The following is a 12,235-nucleotide window of genomic DNA, read 5'->3' on the forward strand; positions in this document are numbered from 1 at the left end:
GTGCAAACCCGGTTCCATCCTGTCGCGCAACGGCCGGGTGATCAGAAACCGTAAGATTTGTCTCAGACAGGGAAAGAGAATGTTCGATCATGACAGCGCCCTCTCACCGCGACTATGCTGCACACAGGGCTCAGACGCATCAGGTTATCCGTGGCCGAAAGCCCGGACAACTGGAGCTGGACTGGCTAGCGGCTATCAGAAGCGCAAAAAACGACGCTTCGAGAAACAAATCAGACCTATGTGTCACAAAACACAAAACTATCTGTCATCTCACACAGTTGCAGTGGCGGACCGAGGAGGATTCGAACCCCCGACCCCTTGATTCGTAGTCAAGTACTCTATCCAGCTGAGCTATCGGTCCACTGGCGGGCGGTTTAGTCCCGTGCCGGAGGCAATGCAAGGGCCAAATCGTTCCTTTCCCTAAATCCCGTCACCCTTTGGCAGACGGATGGAAAACACTGTCCCCGCTGGCCCTGTTCGATCAAGCTCCAACGCGCCGCCGTGGCCGCGGATCAGTTCGGACGCGATGGCGAGGCCGAGACCGGTGCCGCCCTTGCTGACGCCGCCCTGAAACGGTGTGAACAGGTGCTCTTGGGCTTTGGGGGGCAGGCCCGGCCCGGTATCGGCAACCTCCACCCACCAATTGTCGGCATCTTCGTAGGCCGACACGGTGATTTCTGCGGGCGCGCCACTGGCTACAATGGCCTGTCGCGCATTGCGCACAAGGTTCGAGATGACGCGGAACAGCTGTTCGGGGTCGGCACGCAGGGAAAACAGCGGCGGGATGTTCTCCGACAGCACCAACTGGTCTGGGTCGACGGCCAGTCTCTCGCTGTCCAGCACATCGGCCACAACGTCGTCCAGCGTGACCATCATCAGCGTCGGGCTTGGCTCTTCGGCCTTGCCAAAGGCCAACGTGCTTTCACATAGATGCACGGCGCGGGTGATGGAATTCACCAGTTTGGGCGCCATGCGCCGTACGAGCGGATCTTCGGATGCCTCAATCCGATCTGTGAACAGTTGGGCCGAGGTGAGGATGTTGCGCAAGTCGTGGCTGATCTTGGATACCGCGCTGCCGAGTTGGGCCAGGCGGTCCTTTTGGCGCAAGGCTGCGATTAGTTCGGTTTGCAGGCTGCGCAGCGCCTCTTCGGCCTCGCGCAACTCGGTTACGCCCGCATTGGGCGTGATGATCCGGCGGGCGTCCTCGGGTGCGGCGGCGTAGCGCTGCATGTGACCAACCACGCCGCGGATGGGTTTGACGAGGATCGCGCGCACGGCGAGGAACAGAAGGAACGCGGTAAAGATGGAGATCACAGCGGACAGGACCAGAATGCGCACGCCATAGTCCAGCATCGCGTCGCGCAACGGCGCCGTTTCCATCGTGACTTCGATCAACAGGCCCGCCTCGCGCGTGGGCGCACCGATCACGCGGATGATCTTGTTGTCCGGCTCCACGAGCCGCATCATCGCGTCGCGGATCAGCACCGGCGGAGTGCCGTCGCGCAGATCGAATGTCGCGTCGATCGGATGCGGCATGGGCGTGGCAAGCACCAGCTGGCGCACCTCATCGCGGCGCAGCACGACGTTGAACACCTCTGCATTGGTCAGCAGCTCTTCTTCCAGCTCACCCGTGATCATATCGTCCGCCAGCAGGGCAAGCGATGCGATCTGCGCCCGCTCCAGCCGGTTTTGCAGGTACTCTTCGCGGAACCGGGCAATGGACGGCACGAAAATCAGGATTTCCGCAAGCATCACAAAGATGGTCGTCAGGATAAGAAATCGGCCAGAGAGTGAGTTCAACATGGGCACATCTGGTCAGGGAAGGACGCGCTGCACAAGGCCCACGATCCGCTTAACCATATCACTTTCAAAGAGTTTCGGCCCAAAATAGGCCCCCGCCGCCCGTTTGTTAACCTCACCTATGGTTGGGTAGGGCGACACCATGCCCGCGACCTGGCTCATTTTCATCTTGTTGGCCAGAACCAGCGCCCACAGGTTGATCAATTCGCCCGCCTGATACCCGGCGATAGAGGCCCCCACAGGCCGCCCTTTGACCACCATGACCTTGATCAGACCTTCGGTCTTGCGTTCGGCGATGGCGCGGTCGTTGTGGCTGTAATGGAAGCGCACCACATCAAGTTTGTCCGCGTGTGCCTCGCGGGCCTGCGCCTCGGTGAGACCAACCTGAGCCAATTCGGGATCGGTGAATGTCACCCAAGGAATGTGGTGGGTTTTGGCCTTGGATGGCAGGCCAAACAGCATGGACCGGATGATGACCCCGGCGTGATACCCCGCAACATGGGTGAATTGCAGCCCCCCTGCGGCATCACCAATGGCGTACACCTTGCGATTGGAGGTGCGCATTGATGCATCGACCTTGACGCCTGAACGCGTTGTTTCAATACCTGCTGCTTCGAGGTTCAGCGTGTCATGGTTGCTCTTGCGCCCCACGGCGACCAGCAGGTGCGAGCCGGTGTAGCTTGCTCCATCTTTGGTGTGAACAGTGACGCTGCCATCGTCGCCTTCGATACGGGCGGCCATCGCATCTTCGAGAATGCTGATGCCCTCGGCGCGCAGGTTGTCCAGCACGACGGCGGCCATTTCCGGGTCGTCCTTGCCAAGCGCCTTGGCCCCTTCGATCACTGTGACCTCGCTGCCCAAACGGCGGTGTGCCTGCGCCATTTCCATGCCAATCGGGCCACCGCCGATGATCAACAAATGATCAGGCTGTTCCCGCAACTCCCAAAGCGTCTCGTTCGTCAGGTACGGCACGCTGTCCAATCCGTCGATGGGCGGCACCAACGGGCCAGACCCTGTGGCGATCACGATGCGGCGCGCAGTGATCACGTGGTCGCCCGCCTGCACTTCGGTGGGTGAAATGAAGCGGCCAAAGTCTCGGATCACATGGACGCCGAACCCTTCGAACCGTTCCTGACTGTCAACCGGTGCAATCTGGGCAATGACGTCGTTTACGTGGTCTTTGGCGGTGGCATAATCCACCTGAGGTGCGGCATCCGCCACACCGTAGACCGCGCTGTGACTTTGGGCGTAGGCCAGCTTGCCGCTGGCGATCAGTGCTTTGGACGGGACGCAGCCGTAATTCAGGCAATCGCCGCCCATCTTGTGTCCTTCGAGCAGGACAACCCTTGCCCCCATCTGACTGGCCCCCGCCGCAACGGACAGCCCGCCTGACCCGGCGCCGATCACCAGGATATCGGTCTTGATACGTTCCATGGGTTCAGATGCCTTTCTTGCCCGTCACCGCCTTGACCACCACGGGCAAGAGCGAAAGTGCGGCGAGGCCAAGGATCGGCAGCAGCACATGCGGTTCAAAGATAATGCCAAAGTTGGGGGTTTCACCCCGGGCGAACACTTCGCCCAGCCCTGCGCCCACCGACGTGTAGACGATAGAGCCCGGCATGATGCCGAAAAAGGTCGAAATGACATAGCGGTGCAACGGCACCTGCATAAAGGCGGGGATCAGGTTTGCGACAAAAAACGGAACCGCGGGCACAAGGCGGATGACAAACAGCATCGACCACTGGTTTTCGTCGATCCCGTCCTTGATCTTTTTGATCGTGCCCTTCGATGCTTCCATCTTGGCCCCCAGTGTCTCACCAAATCCGTGGCGGGCAGCAAGAAAGATCACCGTGGCCCCGATGGTCGCCGAAAGGACGCTGAACATGGCGCCAATGACAGGGCCAAACAGAAAGCCGCTGGTCAGGGTCGCAATGCTCGCACCCGGGAGCGAGAAGGCGACGACCATCACGTAGAGGCCGATAAAGACAAGCGCCGTCAGCAGATAATTGTTGTCGCGAAAGGCGATCAACGCATCGCGGTTGTCGGACAGCGTCTGGAAACTGAGGTAATCCCGCAATGTGAAAAAGCCGATAATGGCGACCAGCAAAATGCCGATCAGCGGCAGATTACGCATCAGGGCGGGTTTGCGCGGTTGGCTGATATCGGACATCCTGTTTTCCTCTCGGACCATATGTGCGGCCCTTGGGCCAGTGTCTTGACCTGAAAATGCGCACCACGCACCCCCGAAAACAGCGACATCACGGGCGCTTGAAGCCATGCAGAGCATTTTGTGATATGACGGCGCGTCGGATCGTCCGGTTGAAACATTCGGGCGGTTGCTGTGCCAAAATGTTGCAATCGAGGCGAATTTGCCGGGGCAAAGGGGCTGGACTTGGCCCGCGCACCGCTTTAGAGGACGGGCTTCGAACATTGCCTGTGCCCGAATCCGCGGTGCACTGGCCAAAACAGTCCGGAGCCAACTGCGATGAAACGCACTTTTCAACCGTCCAACCTCGTGCGCAAACGGCGCCACGGTTTCCGCTCGCGCATGGCCACCAAGGCCGGTCGCAAGATCCTGAACGCGCGCCGCGCCCGTGGCCGCAAGTCGCTGAGCGCCTAAGCACAGCCACGCCACAAGGTTTATTCGATGACCTCGCACCCTGTGCCCCCAACACGCGATACCGCGGTTGAGGCGGGCACCGGATCGGGGTCATTGCCGTTGGAGCGTCTGTTGAAACGCGCCGACTTTTTGCGCGCCGCACGCGGCAGACGCGTCGTGACGCCCGGCTTCATTCTTCAGATCCGTCCTCGCCCCGTGGCGGGCGACGTAATGCGCGTGGGCTTCACATGTTCCAAGAAGGTTGGCAATGCCGTGGCGCGCAACCGCGCCAAGCGTCGCTTGCGCGAGGTGGCCCGGCTGGTGCTGCCCCAGCATGGACAATCCGGCACCGATTACGTGTTGGTGGGGCGTGCGCAAGCCACGGCAACGCGCCCCTTTGCGCTGATGCTGTCGGATTTGCAGGCCGCGCTTCGGTGACGCCTCTGGCCCACATTGTTGCCCTGCCCGTACGCGCCTATCGCCTGATCTTTTCGCCGTGGGTCGGCTTCAACTGCCGGTATCAGCCCACGTGTTCCGCCTACGCGCTTGAGGCGCTGGAAAGGTATGGCGCGGTCAAAGGTGCATGGCTGGCGGCAAAACGGATCGGGCGGTGCCACCCTTGGGGCGGCGATGGCTATGATCCTATCCCGCCCAAGGACCCGCCAAAATAGGGAGCGACCGCTCCTGCGGTCCGTGGGGTGAATGGGGGAAAGTGCAGGAGCGGTCGGTGCCCGCAGTCGGGTGAGGCTACGGGGGCGCAGGCTGGGGCCACGAGCTGCTGTGTTACAACATGCGCACGTTCAGCGTATACCACCTATACTAGAAATCAAGCATTAGTTAACCACCCCTTCCTGAATGAGCGGCGGGTGGCTATACCCGTCCAAACTCTAACAATGGCGGACGCCCCGATGCTCGACGACAGCGACGACATTCACCCGCTCTTTTCCGGGGCGCCCCGGACCACCGAATTCAAGAAGCTGCGCAAGCGGATCATCCGCTATGCCCGTGAGGCGATTGAACAATACGGGATGATTGAGGCTGATGCCCATGACCCCGGTGCGCCGCGCCCCCGCTGGCTTGTGTGCCTGTCGGGCGGCAAGGACAGTTACACGTTGCTGGCCGCGCTTTATGAGTTGAAATGGCGTGGATTGCTGCCTGTCGATCTGCTGGCGTGCAATCTGGATCAGGGCCAGCCCGGCTTTCCCGCGACGGTTTTGCCTGCCTTTCTCGAACGGATGGGGGTGCCGCACCGGATCGAATATCAGGACACCTATTCCATCGTGGTGGACAAGGTGCCAGAGGGTCGGACGTTTTGCGCGCTGTGTTCGCGTTTGCGGCGTGGCAACCTGTACCGCATTGCCCGCGAAGAAGGCTGTTCGGCGGTTGTGTTGGGACATCACCGGGACGACATCCTCGAGACGTTCTTTATGAACTTGTTTCATGGCGGACGGCTGGCGACCATGCCACCGAAACTTCTCAACGAAGAGGGCGATTTGTTTGTCTTTCGCCCCCTCGCCCATGTGGCGGAGGCGGATTGCGCCAAATTTGCCGCCGCGATGGATTATCCGATTATTCCATGTGACCTGTGCGGCAGTCAGGACGGGCTGCAACGCCAGCAGGTCAAGCAAATCCTTGACGGCTGGGAGGCCAACAGCCCCGGTCGCAGGCAGGTGATGTTCCGCGCGCTGATGAATGCACGGCCTTCGCATTTGCTGGATCCAAAACTCTTCGATTTTCAGGCGCTGGCCCGCCAAACTGAGCCGGTTGCGGAAAATTCGAATGAAATTTCGAATTTGCGTTAAGGTCCCGGTCACGCTGACAGCCTAAAGCATTTCCCCAAACCGGCACGCATCTGCGGGTCGGTATCGGACCAAAGGGGGTAGAGCATGGCGTGGCGCGCACCGACATGGGTGAACAACAGTCTGGACCGGATCAAGCCGTTCCTGAACGGACCGCATATGCTCGTTTTTGTTCCTGCGATCACGCTGGCGGCGTTTTGGGCAGGGGGCGAAATGGCGTTGCTGGCCACTGCTGTGCTGATCCCCTTGGTGTGGATCGCCGCAGGCGGCACCTTGCCCGGCCTGAATTTCAAGGCGAACCTGCTCAGCAAGGGTCCCGTGACGCCGGACCTGTTCCGCAAAACCACGGACGAGGTGCGACAGGCCGGCGTTGCATCGGGCAAATCCAGCGCGGTGCTGGTTGTGGAACTTGACGAATTCAGCGCGCTGCGTGACCGGTTCGAGCCTGAGGCGACCGACCGGGTTTTGAATGCGGTGAGCGACCGCATTGCCACTGTTTTGCGCGACAGCGATACCGTCAGCCGCATTGGCGATTGCCGCTATGGCGTGTGCCTGCAACCGGTCATCCATATGGATCTTGAAAGCTGCATCCAGTTGTCCAGTCGCATACAGGAAAGCATCGAAGAGCCGCTCGCGATGGACGGCACGGCGATTTACACAACCGCCAGCATCGGCTTCTGCCTTTTGGGGCGTGCTCCGGGCAACACCGGCCAGGATTGGACGAACGCATCCATTGCCGCGCTGAACGAAGCGCAAAAACGCGGGCACGGCTCCGTGCGTGCCTATTCCGCTGAACTACAAACCCGGATGAAAAAACGTGCGGACCTACGTGACGAGGTCACCGGCGCGCTGGAAGGGGGCCATGTCCAACCGTGGTTCCAACCGCAAATTTCCACAGACACAGGCAAAGTGACGGGGTTTGAAGCGCTGGCCCGATGGATTCACCCGCAACGCGGCGCAATCTCTCCCGCCGAATTCCTGCCTGCAATCGAAGAGGCGGGCCTTCTGGAACGCTTGGCGGAAATCATGACCTACCATACTTTGACGGCGATCAAGGCGTGGGATTCCGCTGGCGTGCGCGTGCCGCAGGTCGGCGTGAATTTCAGTGGTCTTGAGCTTGCCAATCCTCGGCTGGTGGACAAGGTCAGCTGGGAACTGGACCGATTTGATCTGACACCCGACCGCCTGACGGTTGAAATCCTTGAAACCGTGGTCACAGACATGGCGGACGACACAGTGGTGCGCAACGTCAAAGCCTTGTCAGATTTGGGCTGTCGCATCGATTTGGATGACTTTGGAACGGGCCACGCTTCGATCGCAGCGCTGCGTCGGTTTGGCGTGAACCGGATCAAGATTGATCGTTCCTTTGTCATGAAGGCGGATCGCGATCCAGAGCAGCAACGGATGATTTCTGCCATTCTGACAATGGCAGAACGGCTCGGCCTTGAGACGCTTGCAGAGGGTGTCGAAACAGTTGGCGAACACGCTTTGCTGGCACAACTGGGCTGCAACCACGTGCAGGGTTACGGCATTGCACGACCTATGCCATTTGAAAAAACGCTCGACTGGGTGCGAACCCACGAGGCCAAGCTGCAAGAAGCCCCGCCCCTGCCCGGTCGCCGCTATTCCTGAATCGGGACGCCGGGGTCGACCGCACGTACAACACCACCGCGTCACAACCCGTCGCTTGGGGAAATCAACCACACCCATACGTGTGGAGACACATCAAATGCCCAACGCACACAGTGCATATATGGGCGGAATCCGCTTGACCTTTGTGCCTGCACTCTGTTGAACCCGACAAACGCAGCAGACAGCAGGTAGTGGTCCAAGATGGACGATCAGAACAAGAACCTTATTCTTGCAACGGCGCTCAGCTTTGTCGTCATTCTCATCTGGTTTGTCCTGTTCCCGCCGCCCGAACCTGAAGCCCCGCTGACCACCGACAGCACCGAAGCGCAAGCGCCGGTCCCGTCGGGCGGTATCGCAACGGAAGGTGGGGTGCCATTGGGCTCTGACCTTGCGACAGCAGACGCCACGGCTCCAACCGAAACGCAATCCACACAAGCCGATGCACCACGCGTGGCAATCGAAACGCCACGTCTCGCGGGATCGCTGTCCATGTTGGGCGGGCGGATCGATGACCTGTCGCTAAAGGACTACAACACCACCAACGACGCGGACGCGGACATCGTGCGGATGCTCGCACCTGTTGGCGAAAGCGATGCCTACTACGCCGTCTACGGTTGGGTGCCGGGCGGCGGCCTCGACGCGGCGGCTGTGCCGGGCCCCGACACGCTCTGGACTGTGACCCAAGGCGACACGCTATCCGCAAACAGCCCGGTCACTCTGCAATGGGACAATGGCGCCGGTCTCCTCTTTGAGCGGCAGATCGCGGTCGACGAGCAGTTCATGTTCACCGTCACGCAATCGGTCACTAACACCGGCGACACCGACGTACGCGCGGCCCCTTACGGCATGATTGCGCACCACGGCATCCCCGATGACATCAAGAATTTCTTCATCCTGCACGAAGGCGCGGTGGCTCAGGCCGGCGACGAATTGCTGGAGATCAATTGGGACGACATCGCCGAAGCGGACGTGAACGCCGCCTGGGGACGTCCGGCGATTGTCCAGGATGATGTGCAAAACGGTTGGGTCGGGTTCACCGAACATTACTGGCAGGCGATCCTGATCCCCGGTCAGGGCACCGGGTTTGATCAGGCCCTGACATACGCCCCGCGCGCAGACGTGTACCGTGCGATCACCCGTTTGCCGACACAAGACATCGCGGCGGGCGCAACGGTTTCCGTCGAAACCCAGTTCTTTGCCGGAGCAAAGGAATGGGAGGTCTTGCGCAGCTACGAATCCGCCGGTGTCGAGAACTTCATCGACAGCATCGACTGGGGCTGGTTCTTCTTCCTGACCAAGCCGATCTTCTGGCTGTTGCACGAACTTAACCTGCTGATCGGTAACATGGGCTGGGCCATCATCGGCCTGACGCTGATCATCAAGGCCGTGCTCGTCCCGCTGGCGTACAAGTCATACGTCTCCATGGCCAAGATGAAAGAGCTTCAACCGCAAATGGAAGCGCTCAAGGAAAAGGCGGGCGAGGATCGGCAAAAGCTGCAACAGGGCATGATGGAGCTTTACAAGAAGGAAAAGGTGAACCCGGCCGCGGGTTGCCTGCCCATCCTTCTGCAAATCCCGATCTTCTTTTCGCTCTACAAGGTGATCTTTGTCACCATCGAGTTGCGACATGCACCGTTCTTTGGGCCGTTTCAGGACCTCAGCGCACCTGACCCGACATCCATCATCAACCTTTGGGGCCTCCTGCCCTTTGCCGGGCCCGAACCGGGGTCGATCATGGCGCTTATCTTTATTGGCATCCTGCCACTGCTTCTGGGTATTTCCATGTGGTTGCAGCAAAAGCTGAACCCGGCGCCCACCGATCCCACGCAACAGATGATCTTTGCCTGGATGCCATGGATCTTTATGTTCATGCTTGGCAGTTTTGCCAGCGGCCTTGTGGTGTACTGGATCGCCAACAACGTGATCACCTTTACCCAGCAATACCTGATTATGCGCAGTCAAGGCTACAAACCTGACCTGTTGGGCAACATCACCTCGGGCTTGAAAAAGAAGGTGGCCGAGGACCCGAAAAAGTGACGGCCACGCTGGCCCATATCTGGCGCCATCCCATCAAGGGGATCGGCAGTGAAGCCTGCGCATCTGTCGACATGACGCCGGACAACGCCGTGGTGGGCGACCGTGCATGGGCCCTATTGAACGCGCAAGCGCCGGACATTGATGACTGGCAACCACGCCGAAACTTTCTGCAAGTGGCCTCGGGGCCCGCGCTGTCTGCCATTGGCGCTGTAAGCACTGGCACCGGCGTTCTGCTCACCCATCCCGACCGGGACCCACTGGCGTTTGACCCTGACACGGCCCCTGATGCCCTTGGCACATGGATCGGTGATCTCTGGCCCGCGAACCGCCCCGGCCCTGCACGACTGGTCAAAGCACCCAAGCAGGGCATGACGGACGTGCCCTTTGCCTCCGTCTCCATTGGCAATCTCGCGTCGCTGCGCGCGCTCAGCCAAAAGGCGGGGTTCGAGATCGACATGCGCCGCTTTCGCATCAACCTGTGGCTTGACGGCCTCGCCCCGTGGGAAGAGATCGACTTGCTGCGCGGCGACATCACGCTGGGCAGCGCCACGTTGGAACCTGTGGATCCCATCGAACGGTGCCGCGCGCCCGACGCAAACCCCGCCAACGGCACCCGCGATATCGGAATGCTTAGCCTGTTGGAACAAGGCTGGAACACACGCGATTTCGGCGTCTATTTCAAAGTGAAAACCGCAGGCACCGTGGCGGTTGGTGATACGTTGACATGACGACCCTGCCCTTCCCCATTGCCGAGGAACCGGATGCGTCAGCCCGTGAGCAAGGCCGCCTTCTCTTTGCCGGCGAAACAGAGTTCGTAAAGGGTGTCGTCGCGATGTCCGGCCTGCCGCCCGCCGACCGCATGGAGGTGTGCTTTGCCGGGCGATCCAATGTCGGAAAGTCTTCTCTGATCAATGCGCTGACCGGGCGCAAAGGCCTCGCCCGCGCCTCCAACACGCCGGGCCGCACGCAGGAAATCAACTATTTCACCGCCGGTGAAAACCACTACCTCGTCGATCTGCCCGGTTATGGCTACGCAAATGCGCCTCTGCCCGTCGTCGAAAAATGGCAGCGTCTGCTCAAGCAATACCTGTCCGGCCGCCAGACCCTGCGCCGCGCCTTTGTGCTGATTGATTGCCGCCACGGCATCAAAAAGGTCGACGAAGAAATCCTCAGCCTGCTCGACAGCGCTGCGGTGACCTTCCAATGCGTGTTGACCAAATCGGACAAGGTCAAAGCCAAGGATCGTGACACCGTATTGGCACAAACCCGGACCGCACTGTCCAAACACCCCGCCGCGTTCCCTGAAATCGTCCTGACATCCAGCGAAAAGGGCGACGGCATCGAAACTCTCCGCGCCATCATCGCCACGCTCGTCTAAAGAACAACCGTGCCACTTTGGTCCCCTCCCCCAAGGGGAGGGCCAGGGTGGGGGTCATGACATGTCTTGCGCGTCAGCGCACAATTCTGGATAAGCGCTCGACACGACGAGCAGATCAGATGAAGACCCAAGACATGAACCGCGATTGGATCGCCACCGCCCGCACCCTCAGTCAGGCCCTGCCCTACATGCAGCGCTACACTGGTGCCACAGTCGTGATCAAACTTGGCGGCCACGCCATGGGATCGGACGACGCAATGGAGAGCTTCGCCCGCGACATTGTTCTGATGCGGCAGGTTGGTGTGAACCCGGTGATCGTCCACGGCGGTGGCCCGATGATTAACGACATGCTCAAACGGCTCGACATCAAATCCGATTTTGTCGGTGGCAAGCGGGTCACGGACGCCGCGACCATGGATGTGGTCGAAATGGTGCTGTCCGGCATCGTCAACAAGCGTATCGTACAGGCGATCAACCGCGCGGGCGGCAAGGCAGTGGGACTGTCGGGCAAGGATGCAAACCTGATCACATGTGATCAGACCGACCCGGCCCTTGGCCTTGTCGGCACACCGGCACAGATCGACCCCAGCATCATGCACACGCTTTTTGACACCGCAATGATCCCAGTCATTGCCCCGCTGGGTGCAGGTCAAGAGGGTGAGACGTTCAACATCAACGGCGACACAGCCGCCGGTGCCATTGCGGGCGCGCTCAAGGCGGATCGCCTTCTCTTGCTCACGGATGTCGAGGGCGTGAAGAACGGCGCAGGCGAGGTCCTCACCGAGATCACCGCCGACCAGATCCGCAGCCTGACCGAAGACGGCACAATTGCGGGTGGCATGATCCCCAAGACGGAGACCGCGCTTGACGCCATTGCCAGCGGAGTGCGCGCGGTTGTGATCCTTGACGGGCGGGCCCCGAATGCATGTCTGCTGGAATTGTTCACCGATCACGGTGCCGGTTCGATCATCCGCCCGCGCTAACGCAAAC

The 12,235-nt window shown here is 60.3% G+C and carries 12 protein-coding genes and 1 tRNA gene; 9 read left to right on the plus strand and 4 right to left on the minus strand.

All coding sequences use genetic code 11. From position 1 onward, the window contains the following. Positions 1–284: 284 nt before the first annotated feature. The 4 genes from Q1A85_RS21210 to Q1A85_RS21225 form a co-directional block, all read right to left on the minus strand. A tRNA-Arg gene (locus Q1A85_RS21210) sits at positions 285–361 on the minus strand. Positions 362–420: 59 nt separating this feature from the next. Beyond that, complete coding sequence (locus tag Q1A85_RS21215; protein WP_299694514.1) at positions 421–1,803, minus strand: HAMP domain-containing sensor histidine kinase; 1,383 nt, start codon at positions 1,801–1,803, stop codon at positions 421–423. Positions 1,804–1,815: 12 nt separating this feature from the next. Then, positions 1,816–3,234, minus strand: a complete 1,419-nt coding sequence (locus Q1A85_RS21220; RefSeq protein WP_299694517.1) for an FAD-dependent oxidoreductase — start codon at positions 3,232–3,234, stop codon at positions 1,816–1,818. A 4-nt stretch (positions 3,235–3,238) separates the two neighbouring features. Further along, positions 3,239–3,970 carry a TVP38/TMEM64 family protein gene (locus Q1A85_RS21225; protein WP_299694519.1) on the minus strand — a complete coding sequence of 244 codons (732 nt, stop codon included), beginning with the start codon at positions 3,968–3,970 and terminating at the stop codon, positions 3,239–3,241. 315 nt (positions 3,971–4,285) lie between these two features. Here Q1A85_RS21225 and rpmH point away from each other — a divergent pair, with 315 nt between their 5' ends. From rpmH to argB, 9 genes are all read left to right on the plus strand, one after another. After that, positions 4,286–4,420, plus strand: a complete 135-nt coding sequence (rpmH, locus tag Q1A85_RS21230) for a 50S ribosomal protein L34 (protein WP_072775959.1) — start codon at positions 4,286–4,288, stop codon at positions 4,418–4,420. Positions 4,421–4,447: 27 nt separating this feature from the next. Further along, entirely contained in the window at positions 4,448–4,837 is a 390-nt protein-coding gene (rnpA, locus tag Q1A85_RS21235; RefSeq protein ID WP_299694524.1) for a ribonuclease P protein component, read from the plus strand. Then, positions 4,834–5,070 carry a membrane protein insertion efficiency factor YidD gene (gene yidD, locus Q1A85_RS21240; RefSeq protein WP_299694527.1) on the plus strand — a complete coding sequence of 79 codons (237 nt, stop codon included), beginning with the start codon at positions 4,834–4,836 and terminating at the stop codon, positions 5,068–5,070. The genes rnpA and yidD overlap by 4 nt, the downstream gene beginning before the upstream one ends. A 237-nt stretch (positions 5,071–5,307) precedes the next feature. After that, a complete protein-coding gene (gene ttcA, locus Q1A85_RS21245) occupies positions 5,308–6,201 on the plus strand; it encodes a tRNA 2-thiocytidine(32) synthetase TtcA (RefSeq protein WP_299694744.1) in 894 nt (297 codons plus the stop codon). An 84-nt stretch (positions 6,202–6,285) separates the two neighbouring features. Next, positions 6,286–7,830: a bifunctional diguanylate cyclase/phosphodiesterase gene (locus tag Q1A85_RS21250; protein WP_299694530.1), complete on the plus strand. Its 1,545-nt coding sequence runs from the start codon at positions 6,286–6,288 to the stop codon at positions 7,828–7,830. 201 nt (positions 7,831–8,031) lie between these two features. Beyond that, on the plus strand, positions 8,032–9,867 hold the full coding sequence (yidC, locus tag Q1A85_RS21255; RefSeq protein ID WP_299694533.1) for a membrane protein insertase YidC: 1,836 nt from the start codon (positions 8,032–8,034) through the stop codon (positions 9,865–9,867). Further along, positions 9,864–10,595 carry an MOSC domain-containing protein gene (locus Q1A85_RS21260; RefSeq protein WP_299694536.1) on the plus strand — a complete coding sequence of 244 codons (732 nt, stop codon included), beginning with the start codon at positions 9,864–9,866 and terminating at the stop codon, positions 10,593–10,595. Before yidC ends, Q1A85_RS21260 begins: the two co-directional genes overlap by 4 nt. Then, positions 10,592–11,245 (plus strand): ribosome biogenesis GTP-binding protein YihA/YsxC, encoded by a 654-nt coding sequence (gene yihA / locus Q1A85_RS21265; RefSeq protein WP_299694539.1) that lies wholly within the window; start codon positions 10,592–10,594, stop codon positions 11,243–11,245. Before Q1A85_RS21260 ends, yihA begins: the two co-directional genes overlap by 4 nt. Before the next feature lie 119 nt (positions 11,246–11,364). Further along, positions 11,365–12,228 (plus strand): acetylglutamate kinase, encoded by an 864-nt coding sequence (argB, locus tag Q1A85_RS21270; RefSeq protein WP_299694542.1) that lies wholly within the window; start codon positions 11,365–11,367, stop codon positions 12,226–12,228. The last annotated feature ends 7 nt before the right edge of the window (positions 12,229–12,235 follow it).

This window comes from uncultured Tateyamaria sp. (assembly GCF_947503385.1).
Taxonomy (GTDB): domain Bacteria; phylum Pseudomonadota; class Alphaproteobacteria; order Rhodobacterales; family Rhodobacteraceae; genus Tateyamaria.